The sequence below is a fragment of the Pseudomonas sp. rhizo25 genome (genome assembly GCF_031931935.1).
Lineage (GTDB): Bacteria > Pseudomonadota > Gammaproteobacteria > Pseudomonadales > Pseudomonadaceae > Aquipseudomonas > Aquipseudomonas synxantha.
Genome location: NZ_JAUJXA010000004.1, coordinates 69,089 through 90,881, shown reverse-complemented (window position 1 = coordinate 90,881; position 21,793 = coordinate 69,089). Strand labels below are relative to the sequence as shown.

Here is a 21,793-nt window from a genome sequence, read left to right as displayed (position 1 = left end):
CTGGTTATAATGCGGCGCCTCCGTGCAGGGCAACGTCAGATCGTTACCGTTTGCTGCCGGGCTTTTTTTACCCGCTTGTCGTGACTTTTTCGATTTCGAGGGTCAATAGGCAGCCTCTTGACCCAGGCAGCGGCGCCAGTCGGGCCGCTCAACCAGCCTTGCCGGGCCTTGTTTTTACGGGCTGGCGAGCTGATTTTAAGAATTTCAGGTGGTTATATGGACAGCATCAACAGCCGCATCGCCGAGGAACTCGGTGTACGCCCACAACAGGTCGAAGCGGCCGTCGCTCTACTGGATGAAGGCTCCACGGTGCCTTTCATCGCCCGTTACCGAAAGGAAGTGACCGGCAGCCTCGACGATACCCAACTGCGGCACCTGGAAGAGCGCCTGCGCTACCTGCGAGAACTCGACGAACGGCGTATCAGCATCCTCGCCAGCATCGAGGAACAGGGCAAGCTGACCCCTCAACTGGAACGTGACATCAAGCTGGCGGACACCAAGACCCGCCTAGAAGACCTTTACCTGCCGTATAAACAGAAACGTCGTACAAAGGGTCAAATCGCCCTGGAAGCCGGTCTCGGTGATTTGGCCGATGGCCTGTTCGACGATCCGTCGCTGACGCCGGAAAGCGAAGCCGCTCGCTTCATCAACGCTGAAAAAGGCGTCGCCGACGTCAAGGCCGCCCTCGAAGGCGCCAAGTACATCCTGATGGAGCGCTTCGCCGAAAACGCCAGCCTCCTGGAAAAACTGCGTACCTACCTGAAGCAGGAAGCCATCCTCAGCGCCCGTGTTATCGCCGGCAAAGAGGAAGAAGGCGCCAAATTCCGCGACTACTTCGAGCACGACGAACCGCTCAAAAGCATGCCGTCCCACCGCGCCCTGGCGATTTTCCGCGGTCGCAACGAAGGTATTCTCAGCTCCTCGCTGAAAGTCGGCGAGGAGCTACCGGGCGCCATGCACCCGTGCGAAGGCATGATCGCTCAACAATTCGGCATCCAAAATCAGAACCGTCCTGCGGACAAGTGGCTCGGTGAAGTCGTGCGCTGGACCTGGAAGGTCAAGCTCTATACTCACCTGGAAACCGACCTGCTCGGCGAACTGCGCGACGGCGCTGAAACCGAGGCGATCAACGTGTTCGCCCACAACCTGCACGACCTGCTGCTGGCTGCACCGGCCGGCCCGCGTGCCACGTTGGGCCTTGACCCGGGCCTGCGTACCGGTTGCAAGGTCGCTGTGGTCGACGCCACCGGCAAGCTGCTGGACCACGCCACCGTGTACCCCCACGTGCCACATAACAAATGGGACCAGACCCTGGCGATCCTTGCAGCCCTGTGCGCCAAGCACGCGGTGGACCTGATCGCCATCGGCAACGGCACCGCCAGCCGTGAAACCGACAAGCTGGCCGCCGAACTGATCAAGAAATACCCAGCCATGAAGATGACCAAGGTCATGGTCTCCGAGGCAGGCGCTTCGGTGTACTCGGCGTCGGAGCTGGCTTCCAAGGAATTCCCGGACCTCGACGTGTCGATCCGTGGCGCCGTCTCCATCGCCCGTCGCCTGCAAGACCCATTGGCCGAATTGGTGAAGATCGACCCTAAATCCATCGGTGTCGGCCAGTACCAGCACGACGTGTCGCAGCTGAAACTGGCGCGCGGCCTGGATGCGGTCGTGGAAGACTGTGTAAACGCCGTGGGCGTGGACGTGAACACCGCCTCCGTGGCGCTGCTGGCGCGCATTTCCGGCCTCAACGCAACCCTGGCGCAGAACATCGTCAGCCACCGTGACGAGAACGGCGCGTTCAAAACCCGCGCCGCGCTGAAAAAAGTCGCACGCCTGGGTGAAAAAACCTTCGAACAGGCAGCCGGCTTCCTGCGCGTGATGAATGGCGACAACCCGCTGGATGCCTCGGCAGTTCACCCGGAAGCCTACCCCCTGGTGCAGCGCATTGCCGCCGAGACCGATCGCGATATCCGTTCGCTGATCGGCGATGCCGCGTTCCTCAAGCGCCTGGACCCGAAGAAGTACACCGACGAAACCTTCGGCGTGCCGACCATCACCGACATCCTGCAAGAGCTGGAAAAACCTGGACGCGACCCACGCCCGGAGTTCAAGACCGCTGAGTTCCAGGACGGTGTCGAAGACCTCAAGGACCTGCAACCGGGCATGATCCTAGAAGGCGTGGTGACCAACGTGACCAACTTCGGCGCTTTCGTGGATATCGGTGTGCATCAGGACGGATTGGTGCATATCTCCGCGCTTTCGGAGAAATTCATCAAGGACCCGCGCGAAGCGGTGAAAGCCGGCGATGTGGTCAAGGTCAAGGTCATGGAAGTCGACATCCCGCGCAAGCGCGTCGGCCTGTCGATGCGCATGAGCGACACCCCTGGCGAGAAAATCGACGGCGCCCGTGGCGCGCGTCCGGGCTCGGCACCGCGCCAGTCGCAGAACAACGCGCCACGCAAGGAAACCGCGACGGCCGCGCCGAGCAACAATGCCATGGCATCGTTGTTTGCCAACGCCAAACAGCTGAAGAAACGCTGATGCAAATCCCGGCCGGTTTGACCCAGAGCGCGTTCAGCGAGCTGATCGGCTGCCGCCTGCAACGCCTGGATGAAGGCGTTGCCGAGGTGGCCCTGACCCTGGAGCCGCACCTGCGCAACCGTGCAGGCAAGCTCCATGGCGGGGCGATTTTCAGCCTGGTGGACATCACGATGGGCCTGGCCTGTTCCAGCGCCCATGGTTTCGACCAGCAGAGCGCCACCATCGAATGCAAGATCAACTATATCCGCGCCGTGGAAGACGGTGAGGTGCTGTGCACCAGCCGGGTGATCCACACCGGGCGGCGCACGTTGGTGGTCGAAGCCGACGTGTACCAGGGCGAAAGACTTGTCGCAAAAGCGCAGGGCACGTTCGCTGTCCTATAGCTCCCCACCCTCGATTTGAGTTAATTTCGGCGCTGCGATAACAGCGTCGGAATTTTCTCGCTGCGCTGTAGCCCAATTCATGGAGTGAAGTCGGCATATTCAGAGCGGGTTAAATCGACTCAGAACCAGGCGATCACGCCAGTTTCAACTTCACCCTTGTAGACCGTCCTGCCCACCCCCATATTGGGGCGACTGACGCGTGAAGGAATCCAACTTGAGCGAACTTCTCAACCGCCGCCTGGCCCTGCTCGGCAAGCGCGAACACCTCTCCCTGCTAGAGCAGTGCTTGCACGGCATCGAGCGTGAATGCCTGCGCGTCACCAGCGAGGGTCGCCTGGCGCAAACGCCGCACCCTGAAGCCTTGGGCGCTGCGTTGACCAACGAACAGATCACCACCGACTATTCGGAATCGCTGCTGGAGTTCATCACCCCAGCCCTGCCCGACCCGGCCGATACCTTGGGCAGCCTGGACAAGATCCATCGCTTTGCCTACTCCAAGCTGGGCAGCGAATACCTGTGGAGCCCCTCGATGCCGTGCCCGTTACCGGCCGAGGAAGATATTCCGATCGCCTACTACGGCACCTCCAATATCGGCCAGCTCAAGTATGTGTACCGCAAAGGCCTGGCCCTGCGTTACGGCAAGACCATGCAGTGCATCGCCGGCATCCACTACAACTTCTCGCTGCCGGAACAGCTGTGGCCGTTGCTCAAGGAAGCCGAAGGATTTGTCGGCACCGACCGCGACTACCAGTCCACCGCCTATATCGCGCTGATCCGTAATTTCCGTCGCTACAGCTGGCTGTTGATGTACCTGTTCGGTGCCTCGCCGGCCCTGGACGCCGGCTTCCTGCGCGGGCGTTCGCACCAGCTGGAAGTGCTCGACGCCGAGACTTTGTACCTGCCCTACGCCACCAGCCTGCGCATGAGCGACCTGGGTTACCAGAGCAACGCCCAGGCCGGCCTGACGCCCTGCTACAACGACTTGGCCAGCTACACCGACAGCCTGCGCGAAGCGGTGGCAACACCCTACGCGCCATACGTCGAAGTCGGCACGCACAAGGATGGTGAGTGGGTGCAGCTCAACACCAACATCCTGCAGATCGAAAACGAGTACTACTCCAACATCCGTCCCAAGCGTGTGACCTACACCGGCGAGCGGCCGATCCAGGCGCTGATGGCCCGCGGTATCCAGTACATCGAAGTACGCTGCCTGGATATCAACCCGTTCCTGCCGATGGGTATCGACCTGCCGGAGTCGCGTTTCCTCGACGCGTTCCTGCTGTATTGCGCATTGAACGACAGCCCGCTGTTTGCCAATAACGAATGTGGCAATGCCACGTCCAACTTCCTCAGCGTGGTCAAGGAAGGTCGCCGTCCGGGCCTGCAATTGCAACGTGAAGGCCAGGCGGTTGACATGAAGGAATGGGCTGCCGAGTTGCTGGAGAAGATTGCCCCACTGGCCGCCCTGCTCGATGAGAGTCACGGCATCACCGAACACAGCGAGGCGCTGGATGCCCAGTTGGCCAAGGTCAAGGATTCGTCCCTGACGCCTTCGGCCCAGGTGCTGGCGGCGATGGCCGAGCGCAAGGAGAGTTTTGCGCAATTCTCCCTGCATCAGAGCGAGGTGCATGCCGAGTACTTCCGCCGTGAGCCGTTGGCTGCCCAAGAGCAGGCGCGCTTCGAAGAGCAGGCCCGCACATCGCTGGCACAGCAGGCGGAGCTGGAGCAGAACGAAGTGGGCGATTTCGATGTGTTTGTCGGGTCGTACCAGGCCAGTATCCTCGCCATCAGCAACTGATGGCTTGTGTGGGAGGGGGCTTGCTTCCGATGGCGGTCTTTCAGTCAATCATCCAGTGACTGTCATTCCGCTATCGGGAGCAAGCCCCCTCCCACATTGGTCCCTCGCATGCGCAGAATTTGCTTCATAAGCTAATTCGAAAAAGTTATTTATTTTGTAGTTCTTAGATCATTTAGTCTCCTCACACGCCGAACCTCGGCCGCCTGATTGAGGAGCTTCCCCTTGAAACTGCTGACCCCTCTGCGCCTGTTGGCCGCGTTATCCCTGGCCGGTGCCAGCCTGTTTGCCCAGGCGGCGGACGTGACCATTGCTTATCAGACCACCGTCGACCCGGCCAAAGTCGCCCAAGCCGACGGCGCCTATGAAAAAGCCACCCATGCCAAGATCGACTGGCGCAAATTCGACAATGGCGCCGACATCATTGCCGCTATCGCCTCCGGCGACGTGCAGATCGGCTACCTCGGTTCCAGCCCGCTGACCGCCGCGATAACCCGTAAGGTGCCGGTGCAAACCTTCCTGGTCGCCACCCAGATCGGCGGCGCCGAAGCACTGGTGGCGCGTAACGGTTCAGGGATCAACAGCCCCCAGGACCTGATCGGCAAAAAAATCGCCGTACCCTTCGTTTCTACCGGCCACTACAGCCTGTTGGCCGCGCTGAAACACTGGAACATCGACCCGGCCAAAGTCACCATCCTCAACCTCGCGCCGCCGGCCATCATCGCCGCCTGGAAGCGCGGTGATATCGACGCCACCTACGTGTGGGACCCCGCCCTGGGCGTAGCCAAGGAAAACGGCAAGGTGCTGATCACCTCCGGCGAGCTGGCCAAGTTCGGTGCGCCGACTTTCGATGCCTGGATTGTGCGCAAGGATTTTGCCGAGAAGCACCCGGACATCGTCACCGCCTTCGCCAAGGTCACCCTGGATGCCTACGCCTCCTACCGCAAAGACCCACAAGCCTGGCTCGCCGACACAGGCAACGTCGACAAGCTGGTGAAACTCTCAGGCGCCAAGCCCAGCGATATCCCCTTGCTGCTGCAAGGCAACGTCTACCCGCTGGCCGCTGACCAGGTCACCCTGCTGGGCGCACCGACCATCCAGGCCGTCACCGACACCGCTACGTTCCTCAAGGAACAAGGCAAGGTCGACGCCGTGCTGCCGGACTACGCCCCTTACGTCAGCGCCCAGTTCATCACCCACTGATTCAGGAGTTGATCGCGATGGCCTTGCTACAACTGGAGCGCATCAGCGCACAGTACCCAGGCGCCCCGGAACCGGTACTGTCTGACATATCCCTGGACCTCGGGCCCCAGCAACTGCTGGTCGCTCTCGGCCCGTCCGGCAGTGGCAAGACGTCGCTGTTGAACCTGATTGCCGGTTTCGTCGAACCGTCTGCCGGGCGCATCACCCTTGACGGTGTGCCGGTCAAAGGCCCCAGCGCCGAACGCGGCGTGGTGTTCCAAGACGATGCCTTGCTGCCCTGGCAGGACGTGCTCGCCAATGTGGCTTTCGGCCTCGAACTGGCCGGCGTGCCCAAGGCGCAGCGCGAAGTCCGCGCCCGTGAAATGCTCGCTCTGGTAGACCTGGCCGGCTTCGACAGCCGCCGCATCTGGCAACTCTCCGGTGGCCAGAAGCAACGCGTCGGCCTGGCTCGTGCCTTGGCGGCAGACCCGCGGGTATTGCTGATGGACGAGCCCTTCGGCGCCCTGGATGCCTTCACCCGCGAACAGATGCAAGAGCTGCTGCTGCAAGTCTGGCGTCGCACCGCCAAGCCGGTATTCCTGATTACCCATGACATTGAAGAAGCGGTGTTCCTCGCCACGGACCTGATCCTGCTGGCACCCAACCCCGGCCAGATCGTCGAACGCCTGCAGCTGGATTTCGGCCGACGCTATGCCGCTGGGGAGTCGGCGCGGGCGATCAAGTCCGACCCGCGCTTTATCGAAACCCGCGAGCACGTATTGGGCAAGGTGTTCTCCCAACGGCAGGTGTACGCATGAGCAGCTACGAACTTCCCGCCACGACCAGCAAGCCGGTGGCGCACGCCACTGTCCCGGTACGCCGCAGCCTGAGCACGCGTTGGATCAGCGTCCTGACCCTGGTCGCCCTGCTCGCCCTCTGGTGGGCGGTGACCGCCACGGGCTTGATCGAACCTCTGTTCCTGCCGCCACCGTCCGCCGTGCTGCAAAAAGGCTGGCTACTGGCGACCACCGGCTACATGGATTCCACCTTGTGGCAGCACCTGGGCGCTAGCCTCAGCCGTATCGGCCTGGGCCTGGGCTTTGCGGTGCTGACCGCCGTTCCGGTGGGCATTGCCATCGGTGCCAACCGTATCGCCCGTGGCATTCTCGATCCGCTGATCGAGTTCTACCGGCCGATTCCGCCCCTGGCCTATCTGCCGCTGATCGTGATCTGGTGCGGCATTGGCGAGCTGTCCAAGGTGCTGCTGATCTACCTGGCGATCTTCGCCCCGATTGCCATCGCCACTGCAACCGGCGTGCGTACCGTCGACCCGGCCAAGCTGCGGGCCGCTCAGTCGTTGGGCGCCACCCGTGCACAACTGATTCGCCATGTGATCCTGCCCAGCGCCTTGCCCGACATCCTCACCGGGGTACGTATCGGCCTGGGCGTGGGCTGGTCGACCCTGGTCGCCGCCGAGCTGATTGCAGCCACCAGCGGCTTGGGCTTCATGGTGCAGTCGGCGGCGCAGTTTCTGGTCACCGATGTGGTGGTGCTGGGGATCCTGGTCATCGCACTGATCGCCTTTGCCATGGAGATGGGCCTGCGCGCCCTGCAGCGTAAATTAGTGCCATGGCACGGCCAGGCACACTAAGTGATGAGAACTCAATTGAGCAGCCTGACCGTTACCCCATTAAGCACCGCCCTGGGCGCCCAGATCAGTGGCGTCGATATCACCCAGCCGCTGAGCGAGGCACATCGCGATGCCATCGAGCAGGCGCTGCTCAGCCACTCGGTGCTGTTCTTCCGGGGCCAAGCAATCACCCCGCAGCAGCAAGCGCGGTTCGCGGCGCACTTCGGCGACCTGCACATCCACCCGATCTACCCCAACGTACCGGAACAGCCGGAAGTGCTGATCCTCGACACCGCCGTCACCGACGTGCGCGACAACGCCGTGTGGCACACCGACGTTACCTTCCTGCCGACTCCGGCCCTGGGCGCGGTACTCAGCGCCAAGCTATTGCCGGCGTTCGGGGGCGATACCTTGTGGGCCAGTGGTATTGCGGCGTACGAAGCCTTGTCCGAGCCATTGAAAGTACTGCTGACTGGGCTGACCGCCACCCACGACTTCACCAAGTCCTTCCCGCTGGAGCGCTTCGGCAATAGCGCCGAAGACCTGGCGCGTTGGGAACAAACCCGCCGGAAAAACCCACCGCTGTCGCACCCCGTGGTGCGCACGCATCCGGTGAGCGGGCGTAAGTCGCTGTTTGTGAGTGATGGTTTTACCACCAAGATCAATGAGCTTGAGCCGGCGGAGAGTGAAGCAATCTTGAAATTCCTGTTTGCTCACGCGACACGCCCGGAGTTCACCCTCCGCTGGCGCTGGCAGGAAAATGACGTGGCGTTCTGGGATAACCGCGTGACCCAGCATTACGCCGTGGATGACTACCGGCCACAGCGGCGGGTGATGCACCGGGCGACGATTCTTGGGGATGTGCCGTTCTAGTCGCCACACTGAAAACCAAATGTGGGAGGGGGCTTGCTCCCGATGGCGGTGGTTCAGTCAGCTCATCTGTAGCTGACCCACTGCTATCGGGAGCAAGCCCCCTCCCACATTTTTGACCCCGTTGTGTCAGTTATTCAGCAGTGGACGGCTTTTCCCACAGGTTGATCCCGCCTTCCTGCGCAAACCGATCAATCTCCGCCAGTTCCTCAGCACTGAAGCTTAAGTTCTGCAACGCCCCGACGTTCTCGATGATCTGCTCTGGCCGGCTCGCGCCGATCAGCGCGCTGGTCACCCGTGGATCGCGCAATGTCCACGCCAGGGCCAGTTGAGCCAGGCTCTGGCCACGGCGCTTGGCGATTTCGTTCAATGCCCGCACGTGGGCAATGTTGGCCTCGGACAAGTGCTTGGCCTGCAACGAGCCGCCACCGGGGCGATTGACCCGTGCATCAGCCGGTACGCCGTTGAGGTACTTGTCGGTGAGCAAGCCCTGGGCCAGCGGCGTGAAGGCGATCACCCCGGCACCGAGTTCCTCGGTGGTGTCCAGCAGGTCTTTTTCCACCCAGCGGTTGAGCAGGTTGTAGGCCGGTTGGTGGATCAGCAACGGCACTTTCCACTCGTTGAGCAAGGCTGCGATTTCGCGGGTTTTCACCCCGGAATAGGACGAGATACCGATGTACAGCGCCTTGCCTTGTTGCACGGCGGTGGCGAGGGCGCTGGCGGTTTCTTCCAGGGGCGTGTCGGGGTCAAAACGATGGGAGTAAAAAATATCCACGTAGTCGACGCCCAGGCGTTGCAGGCTCTGGTCCAGGCTCGCCAGGATGTATTTGCGCGAACCGCCGCCCTGGCCGTAGGGGCCGGGCCACATGTCCCAACCGGCCTTGCTGGAGATGATCAATTCGTCGCGATAGTGCTTGAAGTCTTCGCGCAGCAAGCGGCCAAAGTTGATCTCGGCGCTGCCGTAGGGCGGACCGTAGTTGTTGGCCAGGTCGAAATGGTTGATGCCCAGGTCGAACGCCGTGCGCAGCAGGGCGCGCTGGGTGTCGATCGGGGTGCTGTCGCCAAAGTTGTGCCACAGCCCCAGGGACAGTGCCGGCAGCACTAATCCGCTGCGACCTACGCGGCGATAAGGGATAGATTCATAGCGGTTTTCGGCAGCAATGTACGTCATCGAATCCTCTCTTGAGCTGGGGCAAATAAGGCCTGGGAATATCAATATTCCCAGGCCTTTTAAGCAGCTGAATCGCTTAAGTCTGCCTCTTCCTTTTACAGCAAAGGCCTACTTGAGAGGAACGCTTTACCGCATATTACTCAGCGCACCAGATGCAGGAACTGCAGGTGCCGCTCGTACTGGTCGAGGATATCGTTGATGACCTGCTCCTTGGTGTAGCCCACCAGGTCGTAGTCCTGGCTGCCCTCGCTCAAGTGCACTTCCGCCCGGTAATAGCGGCGGTTGTTGATCTCTTTGGAGCCCATGCCACCGCGGGCGAACGACGGCGTGAAGTAGCCGCGCATCTGCACCTGGTAGATGAATGGATGCTCCTCGCCATGGCCGATTTCCAGGCTGACGCTGTCGTTGGAGGGGTCTGGCTGAGTGACTACATTAAGGCCCTTCTCGACAAACACCGCCGTGACTTCCTCGATGGCCGGGCGCACTGTCGATTCGAGGAAGCGATACACCTCATCGCGCGACGGGAAGTGCACGGCCTGGCTCAGGCGCTGGCGCCAACCGCCACGGCCTTTGCGCGACGCCGAAATCGGCGCCAGGGAATGCAACTGGGCAATCTGCTTCTGCGATTCCAGATAGAACGCCTTGTGCAGCCCCCACATCATCAGCAACAGGATCAGCGAGAACGGCAACGAGGTTAGTACCACCGCGGACTTGAGTGAGTCGATGCTGCCGGCAAACAGCAAGGCACTGGTGACCAGGGCGGTCATCGCGCCCCAGAATACCCGTAGCCATTTCGGCCCGTCTTCGTCGGCGTTGCCGCCTTTGGACGACAGGGTGGACAGCACCACAGTGCCGGAGTCCGCCGAGGTCACGAAGAACACGAAGCTGATAAACACCGTGACCGCGATGACGGTCTTGCTCCACGGGTAGGTTTCCAGCAGCAGGTAGAGGCTCATCGACGGATCATCGATAGCCGACTGGCCCAGTGCGACCATGCCATGGTTGAGCACCTGGTCGATGGCGCTGTTACCGAAGATCGACATCCAAGCCAGGGTGAAGCCCAGCGGGATCAACAACACGCCGAACACGAATTCACGGATGGTGCGGCCACGGGAAATACGGGCGATAAACAGGCCCACGAATGGCGACCATGCGATCCACCAGGCCCAATAGAACACTGTCCAGCCACCCAGCCAGTCGCTCGGTTTGTCGTAGGCGTACACATCGAAACTCTTGGTGGGCAATGCGCCCAGGTAGTCACCGATGTTCTGGATCAGGGTGTTGAGCAGGTGCTGGGTAGGCCCGGCAAACAACACGAACAGCAGCAGCGCACAGGCCAGCAGCATGTTGATGTCGGACATCACCCGCACACCCTTGTCGACCCCGGCCACCGCCACGAGGATCGCCGCGCCCATCATCAGGGTGATCAGGCCCACCTGGATCCACTGGGTGTGGGCAATGCCAAACAGGTAGTCCAGGCCGGAGTTGAGGTGCAGCACGCCAAAGCCCATGTCGGCGCCCAGGCCGAACACCGTGGCGATGATGCCGAAGCCATCCACCGCGTAACCGATGGGGCCATTGATGCGCTTGCCGATCAACGGGTACAGCGCCGAACGCAATGCCAGCGGCAGGTTATGCCGGTAAGCGAAATACGCCAGGGCCATGCCGACAAACGCGAACACGCCCCAGCCGTGCAGGCCCCAGTGCAGGAACAGCACCTGCATGGCCTGGCGCGCCGCATCGGCGTTCATCGCCTCGCCTTGAGGCGGTTGCACCAAGTGCGTCAACGGTTCCGAGACGCAGAAGAAGAACAGCGTGATACTGATGCCGGCGGCGAACAGCATGCCGGCCCAGGACAGGTAACTGAATTCGGGCTCGTCGTGGTCGGCACCGAGTTTTATCTTGCCGTAGCCCGATAGCGCGGTGACCACCACGAAGACCAGATACAGGGTCATCGCCAGCATGTAGTACCAGCCGACCGTATTCGCCGCCCAGTTTTGCGCCGCCAGCAGCCAGGCGCCGGCCTGTTGCGGGATAGCGATGACGGTAATGCCAAACAGCAGGATAAAAGTCGCGGCAAAGTAGAAAACGGGCGCATTCATGCGCACCAGGCCGCTGGATGGGGTGGACGATGCACTCATGAACGATGCACCCCTGGGGTGTGGGATGTGGCTGTAAATAACGGACTCAGCAAAGGTAAGCCTCCTGTTGTGAGCGGGCAGCGAACCACCGGTTAAACTTGAACGAACGTTCAAGTTAAACATGAATAGGCGGTCTGGGACTAATTGCAGGGCCGAATGGTAGGTGATTTCTACACTAGCTCAAGGATTGGTATGACGGATCTAAATGACAAATCGTTCAGTGATGACATGTGAATTTGAACATGCGATTAAACAATGTGGGAGGGGGCTTGCTCCCGATTACGGTGGGTCAGCTACAGATAAGCTGATTGATCCACCGCTATCGGGAGCAAGCCCCCTCCCACATTGGTTTTGTGTAGTGCCTGAGTGCGCGGTTACTTCTGCGCCCCATCATCATGCTGCAAGTTCGCCTGGGTGATATTCGCCTCAGCCGGCACGCTGCGGGTCAGCCACACATTACCGCCAATTGTCGAGCCCTTGCCGATGGTGATGCGGCCCAGGATCGTTGCCCCAGCATAAATCACCACATCGTCCTCAACGATTGGGTGACGTGGATGGCCTTTCTGCAACTGCCCATCCTCATCCGCCGGAAAGCGCTTGGCGCCCAGTGTCACCGCCTGGTAGATGCGCACCCGCTCGCCGATGATTGCGGTCTCGCCAATCACCACGCCCGTGCCGTGGTCGATAAAGAAGCTCGGGCCGATCTGCGCACCGGGGTGGATATCTATGCCGGTCGCCGAGTGGGCGATTTCCGCGCTGATTCGCGCCAGCAGCGGCAAACCGGCCCGGTATAGATGATGAGCCAGGCGATGGTGGATAACCGCCAGGATGCCCGGGTAGCACAGCAGCACTTCATCCACACTGCGGGCGGCCGGGTCGCCGTGGTAGGCGGCGAGTACGTCGGTGTCCAACAGGCTGCGCAGGGACGGCAGCGCCAGGGCGAAATCCTGGATCAGGCGGATGGCATGGGCGTCCACCCCGCTGTCGTCCTCACCGCCCTGGCGTGCGGCGTAGCGCAACTCCAGGCGGGCCTGGGCGAGCAAGGCATTGAGCGCCACGTCGAGGGTGTGCCCTACATAGAAATCTTCGCTTTCTTCGCGCAGGTCCACCGGGCCCAGGCGCATGGGGAACAGTGCACCGCACAAGGCTTCAAGTATCTGCGCCACCGCCTCGCGCGACGGCAGCTCGCGGCCACCATGCTCGCCGCTCAAGCGTCCGTTGCGCGTTCGCCACTGGTCGCGGGCGCCGCGCAGCTGGCTGACGATGGTCTGCAATTGCCAATGACTGGAACGCTCACTCACGGTATTCACTCCTGACGAAATGGCCATCACTTTACGGTATGCACCGTGGCAGCTCTTAAGAACCAATGGTATGAACATAAGAACTATCCGGCATAAGCGATTGCCGGTTGCCCGATGAAAAGGGCCTGCCTATAGTCCCCCACATCACTCAGTCACCGTGTGTAGCCATGATCAAACAACAGCTTGACCGTTTTAACCGTTTGGAACTGCTGGGCGGTGCTACCGCTTTGGAAAAGCTCGAGCGGCTGTCGGCCTGGCTGGGCAGGGACATCTACGTCAAACGCGATGACACCACGCCGCTGGCCATGGGCGGCAACAAGCTGCGCAAACTCGAATACCTGGCGGCTGACGCTATCGCCCAGGGCGCCGACACCCTGATTACCGCCGGCGCGTTGCAGTCGAACCACGTGCGCCAGACCGCCGCGCTCGCCGCCAAGCTTGGCCTGGGATGCGTCGCCCTGCTGGAGAACCCTACCGGCACCGAAGACCCGAACTATCTGGGCAACGGCAACCGCCTGCTGCTGGACCTGTTCGACGCCAAAGTGGAATTGGTGGAAAACCTCGAACAGGCCGATGACCAGCTCAACGCCCTCGCCGCCCTCCTGCGCAGCAATGGCAAGAAACCGTACTTGGTGCCGATCGGCGGCTCCAATGCCCTCGGAGCCTTGGGCTATGTGCGTGCCGGGCTGGAGTTGGCCGCGCAGATTGAAGACAGCGGGATTGAATTCGCCGCCGTGGTACTCGCCTCGGGCAGCGCCGGTACCCACAGTGGCCTGGCCCTGGCGTTAAGCGAAGTGCTGCCGAAGTTGCCGGTGATCGGCATTACCGTGTCGCGCACCGAAGAAGCGCAGTTCCCCAAAGTGCAGGGCCTGGCCGAACGCACTGCCGAGTTGCTCGGTATGGATATGCCTGAAGCCTTCAAGGTGATCCTGTGGGACGAGTATTTCGGCCCCCGTTATGGCGAGCCGAATGCTGGCACCCTCTCCGCGATCAAACTTTTGGCCAGCCAGGAAGGTCTGCTGCTGGACCCTGTTTATACGGGCAAGGCCATGGCCGGGTTGCTGGACGGCATCGGGCGTCAGCGCCTTGAAGAAGGGCCAATCATTTTCCTGCATACCGGTGGGGCGCCGGCGTTGTTTGCCTACGATTCAGCCTTCAATTAAACGGACACAGACCAAAGTGTGGGAGGGCCTCCTTAGGCAAAAATAGTATATGAAATTAATTTTTTATTATTTTCAAGTCTTAAAATCCAGCTTTATCATCGCGCCGAAGGCGAAGACGCACACCGCGCTTTAAGGCAGGATACGACTACCGCGTCACCTGCTTCGCTCACCATAAAAACACAGGGGCTCTCCATGACTATTTCTGTATTGCGTCGCACGCTGTTGGTTGGCACATTGGGCCTGGCGCTTGGCGCTGGCTGGCTGGGCCAGGCGGTTGCCGGCGAGCAGTTGGGCAACATCAAGAAGGCCGGCGAGATCAAGATCGGCCTGGAGGGCACCTATCCACCCTTCAGCTTCGTCGATGAAAGCGGCAAGCTCAGCGGGTTCGAGGTGGAGTTGTCCGAAGCCCTGGCCAAGGAGTTGGGCGTCAAGGTCAAACTACAGGCCACCCCGTGGGACGGGATCCTCGCCGCCTTGGAATCCAAGCGCCTGGACGCCGTGGTCAACCAAGTGACCATCTCCGAAGAGCGCAAGAAGAAGTACGACTTCTCCAAGCCCTACACCGTTTCCGGTATCCAGGCGCTGACCCTCGCGAAGAACGTCGACACCATCAAGACCGCCGCCGACCTGGCCGGCAAGAAAGTCGGCGTGGGCCTGGGCACCAACTACGAACAATGGCTCAAGGACAACCAGCCTAAAGCCATTATCAAGACCTATAACGACGACCCGACCAAGTTCCAGGACCTGCGCATCGGCCGTATTGACGCGATCCTGATTGATCGCCTGGCCGCCCTGGAGTACGCCAAGAAAGCCAAGGACACCGCCGCAGCCGGCGACGCCTTCTCACGCCAGGAATCCGGGATTGCCCTGCGCAAAGGCGAGCCTGAACTGCTCGACGCGGTGAACAAGGCCCTCGACAAGCTGCGCGCCGACGGCACCTTGAAAGCGCTGTCCGAGAAGTATTTCAACGCTGACGTCACCCAATAATGGAAGCAGGCTTTCAACTCGCGCTGGACTCCGCGCCCTTTCTGCTCAAGGGCGCGTACTACACGGTAATCCTCAGCCTTGGCGGGATGTTTTTCGGCTTGCTGCTGGGCTTCGGCCTGGCGCTGATGCGCCTGTCGCGCTTCAAATTGCTCAGCTGGACGGCCATGGTCTACGTGTCGTTCTTTCGCGGCACGCCCTTGCTGGTGCAGCTGTTCCTGATCTACTACGGCTTGCCGCAAGTGGGCATCGAGCTGGATCCGATCCCGGCGGCCATGATCGGCTTTTCGCTGAACATGGCCGCCTACGCCTGTGAAATCCTGCGGGCCGCCATCGCCTCCATCGAGCGTGGCCAATGGGAAGCCGCCGCCAGTATCGGCATGACCCGTGCGCAGACCCTGCGCCGGGCCATCCTGCCGCAGGCCATGCGTACAGCCCTGCCCCCCCTGGGCAACAGCTTTATTTCGCTGGTCAAGGACACCGCGCTGGCCGCCACCATCCAGGTGCCGGAGCTGTTCCGCCAGGCCCAACTGGTGTCGGCGCGTACCTTCGAAATTTTCACCATGTATCTGTCCGCGGCCCTGATCTACTGGATCCTGGCGAGCATCCTGGCGCATCTGCAAAATCGTCTGGAAGACCGGGTCAACCGGCATGACCTGGAGTCTTGAAGCATGATCGTGGTTGAAAAACTGACCAAGCAATTCAACGGTCAGGTGGTGCTCAACGGCATCGACCTGGAGGTCAAGGAAGGCGAAGTAGTCGCCATCATCGGTCCCAGCGGTTCGGGCAAGACCACCTTCCTGCGCTGCCTGAATTTCCTCGAAGAACCCACCAGCGGCCGTATCAAGGTCGGTGACATCGAGATCGACGGCAGCAAGCCGCTCAACCAGCAACAGGGCTTGGTGCGGCGCCTGCGCCAGCATGTGGGCTTCGTGTTCCAGAACTTCAACCTGTTCCCGCACCGCACAGCCCTGGAAAACGTCATCGAAGGGCCGATCGTGGTCAAGAAGATGCCGCGGGAAGCGGCGACCGAATTGGGGCGCAAGCTGCTGGAGCGGGTTGGCCTGGCGGGCAAGGAAGCGTCCTACCCACGGCGGTTGTCCGGCGGCCAGCAACAGCGCGTAGCGATCGCCCGGGCGCTGGCCATGGAGCCAGAGGTGATTCTGTTCGACGAGCCCACTTCGGCCCTTGACCCGGAACTGGTGGGCGAAGTGCTGGCGACCATCCGCAGCCTGGCCGAAGAAAATCGCACCATGGTCATCGTCACCCACGAGATGAGCTTTGCCCGGGATGTGGCCAACCGGGTGATTTTTTTCGACAAGGGCGTGATCGTCGAACAGGGCGAAGCCAAGGCGTTGTTCGCCAACCCCAAGGAAGAGCGCACCCGGCAGTTTCTGAGCAAATTCCTCGCCCACTGACCCACCCCGTGTAGGAGCGAGCTTGCTCGCGAAAAGCGCCCAGACAACTCGGTCAATCTGATTCACCGCGTTGTCGTTGACGTTCTTCGCGAGCAAGCTCGCTCCTACAACGGGTTACCATTCCAGCGCTTAAAATACCCCGCCGTAACGACCTTAAAATCCCCCTCCCCGTCAGACCCTTCTGAATATCTTCAAACCCGCCGTTTAGCCTTTTGCCTCCATTGACGCTCTGCGGCCAACCCTCTTATCTAGCGCCTTGAGGATTGGATCCTATCCCGGCTACTGACTGAATCGTTCCTTTCGAACCGCCTTGCGCCTGTGCGCCGGGGGCTCGGAACGATTGCTGCTGGCTGCATCAAGGAGATTACTGATGACACACACCCAAACCCCGGCCACGCTCACTGCCCCCAAATTGCCCCAGGCGATTGGAAGCGGCATCAGCGCCCTGGCCTCCACGCACTTGCAAGTCGATATTTCACCCTACCCAGGCATGGAAGAAGGCGACCTGATCGAACTGTTCTGGAACAACTGCTTCGCCGCCTCGCGCAAGGTGACCGCTGGCAAGATCGGCACGTTCACCCACCTGTGGGTACCGGAGAGCTTTGTGCAGGACGGCCCCGCGCGCGTCCACTACCAGGTCCTGCAGATCGGCCATGGGCCTATGCGCTCGGCCGCGACCCTGGTGCGGGTCAAGACCAACTACCCCGGCGGCCTGCCCTCGTCTCATCTGAACCACGAAAGGGGTGATGAAAACCAGAACCTCGCCCCCGTCAGCCTGCCTGAAACCATCCGCCGCTACGGCGTCAACAGCTGCCAGGTACGACGCGGCATTCCGCTGACGATCGAGCCTTACTTGAACATGAGCACCGGCGATGCCATCACCCTGCGCTGGGGGGATGTACGCCTGGACCTGCCGAAAATCCAAGCCAGGAACGTAGGCCTGGCAGTACAGGTGTGGGTGCCCTCCCAAGTGATTATCGAAGCGGGCGACGACTGCCGGTTGGAAGTTACCTACTGCATCCTTGATTGCGTCGGTAATAATTCCAGCTGGGCACCCGCCCGCACTTTGCGCATCGCCGCCTGTGCATCAGCAGCAACGACCCGCCCTGCCTCGCCCGCGCCAGGCTATCAACCGCGTCGCTTCGGCTCACCTTGTGAACCGGGGTGACAGCCCTTCTATGCATATTCCTAAAAGTTAGTTTATTTAAAGAATTAACACGCTTAGGGTATATGCACCGGACCACCGGACATTCCTGATTTTTCAGTTTTTATTTCATCGAATGCGAGGTCGGTATGGTCAGAATTACCCCGGTGCATAACGCCAGGGCATTGCGTGCAGCCAAGGAGCGGCGCTGATGTCTAACTTGGCTCTAACACCCACCCAGAGTGATCTGGACGTAGCCCCCCTGCTGTTGCCGGCCACGGTGCTGCGCGACGACGCCCAGGCGCTGAGCGCCGCCCACGAGCTGGCCCAGGCTGCACGCTTGCAGGCCGCCAAGCGCGACCAGCAACGCAAGCTGCCGTGGGCACAGCTCGAACAATTCACCCGCAGCGGCTTGGGCAGTATTTCAATTCCCCGCGAATACGGTGGCCCGCAGGTGTCGTTCGTGACCCTGGCCGAAGTCTTCGCGATCATCAGTGCGGCCGACCCGGCCCTCGGGCAGATTCCGCAGAACCATTTCGGCATCCTGCATGTGTTGCAGAACACCGCCACCGAGCGCCAGAAAAAGCAGCTGTTCCAGAGCGTGCTCGACGGCTGGCGCATCGGCAACGGCGGCCCGGAACGCGGCACCAAAAACACCTTGGAGCTCAAGGCGCGCCTCACGGCCGAAGGTGACGGGTTGGTGGTCAGCGGCCAGAAGTTCTACTCCACCGGCGCGCTGTTTGCCCACTGGGTTGCGATCAAGGCGCTGAACGATGACGGCAAGCAAGTCATGGCGTTCATAAGGCGCGGCAGCGAAGGGCTGCGCATCGTCGATGACTGGTCGGGCTTTGGCCAACGCACCACCGCCAGCGGCACTGTGCTGCTCGACCGGGTGCCGGTGGACCCGGAGCTGGTCATCGACAACTGGCGCCTGGGCGAAAGCCCGAACATCCAGGGTGCCGTGTCGCAGTTGATCCAGGCCGCCATCGACGCCGGCATCGCCCGTGGGGCCCTGGACGACACCATCGCCTTCGTGCGTGAGCGTTCGCGCCCCTGGATCGACGCTAAGGTCGAACGGGCCAGCGACGACCTGTATGTGATCGCCGATATCGGCAAGTTGAAGATCGAACTGCACGCCGCCGAAGCGCTGCTGCGCAAGGCGGGCCAGGTGCTCGACGAGGTCAGCGCCGCGCCAATCACCGCGCAATCTGCTGCGCGCGCGTCAATCGCGGTGGCCGAAGCGAAAGTGCTGACCACTGAAGTGTCGTTGCTGGTCACCGAGAAGCTCTTCGAACTGGCCGGCAGCCGCGCCACCCTCGCCGAATTCAACCTCGACCGTCACTGGCGCAACGCCCGGGTGCACACCCTGCACGACCCGGTGCGCTGGAAGTACCACGCTATCGGTGCCTATCGCTTGAACGGCACTTTACCGGCGCGTCACTCCTGGATTTAACCGACCAGAACACTTTTTCCACGAGCTTCTGGAGAAACTCATGACCCTTTCTAACCACGTTGCGGTTATCACCAGCGACGAACACGCCCTTATTGTCGCCAGCGACCTCGCTGATGACTTGCGCCGCGACAGCGCCCAACGCGACCGTGAACGGCGTCTGCCATTGCCCGAACTGGACGTGTTTTCCCGCTCCGGCCTGTGGGGCATCAGCGTGCCCAAGGCCTACGGTGGCGCGGGTGTGTCCAACGTGACCCTGGCCAAGGTCATCGCGCTGATTGCCCAGGCCGATGGCTCCTTGGGCCAGATCCCGCAGAACCATTTCTACGCCCTCGAAGTGCTGCGCGTAAACGGCAGCCCCGAACAGCAGCAGCGCCTGTACGCCGAGGTGCTGGCCGGCCAGCGCTTTGGCAACGCCTTGGCGGAACTGGGTACCAAGACCGCCCATGACCGCGTGACCAGCCTCACCCGCGACGGCGATGGTTTTCGCATCAATGGGCGCAAGTTCTACGCCACTGGCGCTATCTATGCGCAACGCATCCCCACCTCGGTGGTAGATGAAAATGGCATCCAGCAGCTGGCCTTCGTGCCCCGCGACAGCGCGGGCCTGACGGTAATCGACGACTGGAGCGGCTTCGGCCAGCGCACCACCGGCAGCGGCTCGGTGGTATTCGATAACGTATGGGTAGCGGCACAGGACGTGATCCCGTTCCAGAGCGCCTTCGAACGCCCGACCACCGTCGGCCCGCTGGCGCAGATCCTCCACGCGGCCATCGACACCGGCATTGCCCGCGCCGCCTTTGAAGACGCGCTGCACTTTGTGCGCACCAAGACCCGCCCGTGGATCGATTCCGGCAACGACAAAGCCACCGAAGACCCGCTGACCCTCAAAAGCTTCGGCCACCTGAGCATTCGCCTGCACGCTGCCGAGGCCTTGCTGGAGCGCTCTGGGGAATTCCTCGACCGCGCCCAGGCTGACAGCAATGCCCAGACCGTCGCCGCCGCGTCCATCGCCGTGGCCGAAGTGCGCGCCTTGAGCACCGAGATTTCCCTGGCTGCCGGCAGCACCTTGTTCGAACTGGCCGGCAGCCAGGCGACGCTCGCCGAACATGGCTTGGACCGCCATTGGCGCAACGCCCGGGTGCACACCCTGCACGACCCGGTGCGCTGGAAGTACCACGCCGTGGGCAACTACTACCTCAACGATGAAAACCCGCCGCTGCGGGGGACCATCTGATGAGCAAAAAGAAGATCCTGCTCAATGCCTTCAACATGAACTGCATCGGGCATATCAACCACGGCCTGTGGACTCACCCACGGGACAACTCGACCCAGTACAAGACCCTCGAATACTGGACCGAGCTGGCGCAGATCCTCGAACGCGGGTTGTTCGATGGTTTGTTTATCGCCGACATCGTCGGTGTCTACGACGTGTATCAGAACTCGATTGACGTGCCGCTCAAGGAGTCGATCCAACTGCCGGTCAACGACCCGTTGCTGCTGGTCTCGGCCATGGCCGCCGTCACCCGCAACCTGGGTTTTGGCCTTACCGCCAACCTCACCTACGAGCCGCCCTATCTGTTCGCCCGGCGCATGTCCACGTTGGACCACCTGAGCCGTGGCCGGGTCGGCTGGAACATCGTCACCGGCTACCTCGACAGCGCTGCCAAGGCCATGGGCCTCTCTGAACAGGTCGAGCATGACCGGCGCTACGACCAGGCCGATGAGTACCTGCAGGTGCTGTACAAACTCTGGGAGGGCAGCTGGGAAGACGACGCGGTGCTCAACGATCCACAGGCGCGGGTGTATGCGCAACCGGGCAAGGTGCACAAAGTCGAACACCACGGCGAGTTCTATCAGGTAGAGGGTTATCACCTCTGCGAGCCGTCGCCGCAGCGTACGCCGGTGCTGTTCCAGGCCGGCAGTTCCGAGCGTGGGTTGCTGTTCGCCGGGCGGCATGCCGAGTGCGTGTTTATCAGCGGGCAGAACAAGGCCTCAACCAAAACTCAGGTGGATAAGGTGCGCGCCAGCGCGGTGGAGGCGGGGCGCAACCCGGACGATATTAAGGTGTTCATGGGCCTCAATGTGATCGTGGGCGCCACCGAAGAGTTGGCCTGGCGCAAGCATGCCGAGTACCTCAGCTACGCCAGCGCGGAAGCCGGCGTGGCGCATTTCTCGGCCTCGACGGCGATTGATTTCTCCCAATACGAACTGGACGAGCCCATCCAGTACGTAAAGAGCAACGCAATCCAGTCAGCCACCAAGCCCCTGCAAAACAACGACTGGACCCGGCGCAAATTGCTCGACCAGCACGCCCTGGGTGGGCGCTATATCACCTTGGTGGGCTCGCCTGAACAGGTGGCGGATGAACTGGAATCCTGGATCAGCGAAACCGGGCTGGATGGTTTCAACCTGACACGCATTGTCACGCCGGAGAGCTATGTGGATTTCATCGACTTGGTGATACCGGAGCTGCAGCGGCGTGGCTCGTACAAGACCGAGTATGCGCAGGGCACGTTGCGGGAAAAAGTCTTCCACGGCACCGCTCGCTTACCCGAACAACACACCGGCTCCAGCTACCGACACTGATCAAAAATGTGGGAGGGGGCTTGCTCCCGAT

At 61.4% G+C, this 21,793-nt stretch carries 18 protein-coding genes; 15 read left to right on the top strand and 3 right to left on the bottom strand.

The window, feature by feature from the left end:
• Positions 1 to 216: 216 nt before the first annotated feature.
• The 7 genes from QZR30_RS10290 (at position 217) to tauD (ending at position 8,404) form a co-directional block, all read left to right on the top strand.
• The gene (locus QZR30_RS10290; RefSeq protein WP_068965965.1) at positions 217 to 2,541 is read left to right on the top strand and encodes a Tex family protein; all 2,325 of its coding nucleotides are present in this window, start codon (positions 217 to 219) and stop codon (positions 2,539 to 2,541) included.
• Positions 2,541 to 2,924 (top strand): PaaI family thioesterase, encoded by a 384-nt coding sequence (locus tag QZR30_RS10285; protein WP_056847214.1) that lies wholly within the window; start codon positions 2,541 to 2,543, stop codon positions 2,922 to 2,924. Before QZR30_RS10290 ends, QZR30_RS10285 begins: the two co-directional genes overlap by 1 nt.
• A 214-nt stretch (positions 2,925 to 3,138) precedes the next feature.
• Positions 3,139 to 4,722 carry a glutamate--cysteine ligase gene (gshA, locus tag QZR30_RS10280; RefSeq protein ID WP_046070418.1) on the top strand — a complete coding sequence of 528 codons (1,584 nt, stop codon included), beginning with the start codon at positions 3,139 to 3,141 and terminating at the stop codon, positions 4,720 to 4,722.
• Between the two features lie 222 nt (positions 4,723 to 4,944).
• On the top strand, positions 4,945 to 5,922 hold the full coding sequence (gene tauA / locus QZR30_RS10275; RefSeq protein ID WP_311903270.1) for a taurine ABC transporter substrate-binding protein: 978 nt from the start codon (positions 4,945 to 4,947) through the stop codon (positions 5,920 to 5,922).
• A gap of 17 nt (positions 5,923 to 5,939) precedes the next feature.
• Positions 5,940 to 6,719 (top strand): taurine ABC transporter ATP-binding subunit, encoded by a 780-nt coding sequence (gene tauB, locus QZR30_RS10270; RefSeq protein ID WP_056847217.1) that lies wholly within the window; start codon positions 5,940 to 5,942, stop codon positions 6,717 to 6,719.
• On the top strand, positions 6,716 to 7,552 hold the full coding sequence (gene tauC, locus QZR30_RS10265; protein ID WP_311903269.1) for a taurine ABC transporter permease TauC: 837 nt from the start codon (positions 6,716 to 6,718) through the stop codon (positions 7,550 to 7,552). The genes tauB and tauC overlap by 4 nt, the downstream gene beginning before the upstream one ends.
• Positions 7,553 to 7,555: 3 nt before the next feature.
• Positions 7,556 to 8,404, top strand: coding sequence for a taurine dioxygenase (gene tauD, locus QZR30_RS10260; RefSeq protein ID WP_059397489.1), 849 nt, complete (start codon positions 7,556 to 7,558; stop codon positions 8,402 to 8,404).
• A 130-nt stretch (positions 8,405 to 8,534) separates the two neighbouring features.
• Here tauD and mgrA read toward each other — a convergent pair whose 3' ends face one another.
• The 3 genes from mgrA to epsC all read right to left on the bottom strand — a co-directional run bounded on the left by mgrA (position 8,535) and on the right by epsC (position 13,014).
• Positions 8,535 to 9,572, bottom strand: a complete 1,038-nt coding sequence (gene mgrA, locus QZR30_RS10255) for an L-glyceraldehyde 3-phosphate reductase (protein ID WP_056847219.1) — start codon at positions 9,570 to 9,572, stop codon at positions 8,535 to 8,537.
• Positions 9,573 to 9,712: 140 nt separating this feature from the next.
• Complete coding sequence (betT, locus tag QZR30_RS10250; protein ID WP_173664503.1) at positions 9,713 to 11,674, bottom strand: choline transporter BetT; 1,962 nt, start codon at positions 11,672 to 11,674, stop codon at positions 9,713 to 9,715.
• Positions 11,675 to 12,087: 413 nt separating this feature from the next.
• The gene (gene epsC / locus QZR30_RS10245; RefSeq protein WP_046070411.1) at positions 12,088 to 13,014 is read right to left on the bottom strand and encodes a serine O-acetyltransferase EpsC; all 927 of its coding nucleotides are present in this window, start codon (positions 13,012 to 13,014) and stop codon (positions 12,088 to 12,090) included.
• 167 nt (positions 13,015 to 13,181) lie between these two features.
• On the opposite strand from epsC, the gene QZR30_RS10240 reads away from it, so the two are divergent.
• The 8 genes from QZR30_RS10240 (at position 13,182) to QZR30_RS10205 (ending at position 21,762) form a co-directional block, all read left to right on the top strand.
• Positions 13,182 to 14,177 carry a D-cysteine desulfhydrase gene (locus QZR30_RS10240; protein WP_046070410.1) on the top strand — a complete coding sequence of 332 codons (996 nt, stop codon included), beginning with the start codon at positions 13,182 to 13,184 and terminating at the stop codon, positions 14,175 to 14,177.
• Positions 14,178 to 14,369: 192 nt separating this feature from the next.
• A complete protein-coding gene (gene tcyJ / locus QZR30_RS10235; protein WP_046070409.1) occupies positions 14,370 to 15,164 on the top strand; it encodes a cystine ABC transporter substrate-binding protein in 795 nt (264 codons plus the stop codon).
• Positions 15,164 to 15,829, top strand: coding sequence for a cystine ABC transporter permease (gene tcyL / locus QZR30_RS10230; RefSeq protein WP_311903268.1), 666 nt, complete (start codon positions 15,164 to 15,166; stop codon positions 15,827 to 15,829). Before tcyJ ends, tcyL begins: the two co-directional genes overlap by 1 nt.
• Positions 15,830 to 15,832: 3 nt before the next feature.
• Complete coding sequence (gene tcyN, locus QZR30_RS10225) at positions 15,833 to 16,579, top strand: L-cystine ABC transporter ATP-binding protein TcyN (RefSeq protein WP_046070408.1); 747 nt, start codon at positions 15,833 to 15,835, stop codon at positions 16,577 to 16,579.
• Between the two features lie 370 nt (positions 16,580 to 16,949).
• On the top strand, positions 16,950 to 17,747 hold the full coding sequence (locus tag QZR30_RS10220; RefSeq protein ID WP_046070407.1) for a hypothetical protein: 798 nt from the start codon (positions 16,950 to 16,952) through the stop codon (positions 17,745 to 17,747).
• Between the two features lie 187 nt (positions 17,748 to 17,934).
• Positions 17,935 to 19,176, top strand: a complete 1,242-nt coding sequence (locus tag QZR30_RS10215) for an SfnB family sulfur acquisition oxidoreductase (protein WP_046070406.1) — start codon at positions 17,935 to 17,937, stop codon at positions 19,174 to 19,176.
• Positions 19,177 to 19,216: 40 nt separating this feature from the next.
• Positions 19,217 to 20,410 carry an SfnB family sulfur acquisition oxidoreductase gene (locus QZR30_RS10210; RefSeq protein WP_056847223.1) on the top strand — a complete coding sequence of 398 codons (1,194 nt, stop codon included), beginning with the start codon at positions 19,217 to 19,219 and terminating at the stop codon, positions 20,408 to 20,410.
• Complete coding sequence (locus tag QZR30_RS10205) at positions 20,410 to 21,762, top strand: LLM class flavin-dependent oxidoreductase (protein WP_056847224.1); 1,353 nt, start codon at positions 20,410 to 20,412, stop codon at positions 21,760 to 21,762. The genes QZR30_RS10210 and QZR30_RS10205 overlap by 1 nt, the downstream gene beginning before the upstream one ends.
• The last annotated feature ends 31 nt before the right edge of the window (positions 21,763 to 21,793 follow it).

Bases quoted from the DNA above. Each gene is read 5' to 3' on its own strand.
- QZR30_RS10290 (WP_068965965.1), top strand. From the start codon at position 217: ATGGACAGCATCAACAGCCGCATCGCCGAGGAACTCGGTGTACGCCCA.
- QZR30_RS10285 (WP_056847214.1), top strand. From the start codon at position 2,541: ATGCAAATCCCGGCCGGTTTGACCCAGAGCGCGTTCAGCGAGCTGATC.
- tauB (WP_056847217.1), top strand. From the start codon at position 5,940: ATGGCCTTGCTACAACTGGAGCGCATCAGCGCACAGTACCCAGGCGCC.
- tauC (WP_311903269.1), top strand. From the start codon at position 6,716: ATGAGCAGCTACGAACTTCCCGCCACGACCAGCAAGCCGGTGGCGCAC.
- tauD (WP_059397489.1), top strand. From the start codon at position 7,556: ATGAGAACTCAATTGAGCAGCCTGACCGTTACCCCATTAAGCACCGCC.
- mgrA (WP_056847219.1), bottom strand. From the start codon at position 9,572: ATGACGTACATTGCTGCCGAAAACCGCTATGAATCTATCCCTTATCGC.
- betT (WP_173664503.1), bottom strand. From the start codon at position 11,674: ATGAATGCGCCCGTTTTCTACTTTGCCGCGACTTTTATCCTGCTGTTT.
- QZR30_RS10240 (WP_046070410.1), top strand. From the start codon at position 13,182: ATGATCAAACAACAGCTTGACCGTTTTAACCGTTTGGAACTGCTGGGC.
- tcyJ (WP_046070409.1), top strand. From the start codon at position 14,370: ATGACTATTTCTGTATTGCGTCGCACGCTGTTGGTTGGCACATTGGGC.
- tcyL (WP_311903268.1), top strand. From the start codon at position 15,164: ATGGAAGCAGGCTTTCAACTCGCGCTGGACTCCGCGCCCTTTCTGCTC.
- tcyN (WP_046070408.1), top strand. From the start codon at position 15,833: ATGATCGTGGTTGAAAAACTGACCAAGCAATTCAACGGTCAGGTGGTG.
- QZR30_RS10220 (WP_046070407.1), top strand. From the start codon at position 16,950: ATGACACACACCCAAACCCCGGCCACGCTCACTGCCCCCAAATTGCCC.
- QZR30_RS10215 (WP_046070406.1), top strand. From the start codon at position 17,935: ATGTCTAACTTGGCTCTAACACCCACCCAGAGTGATCTGGACGTAGCC.
- QZR30_RS10210 (WP_056847223.1), top strand. From the start codon at position 19,217: ATGACCCTTTCTAACCACGTTGCGGTTATCACCAGCGACGAACACGCC.
- QZR30_RS10205 (WP_056847224.1), top strand. From the start codon at position 20,410: ATGAGCAAAAAGAAGATCCTGCTCAATGCCTTCAACATGAACTGCATC.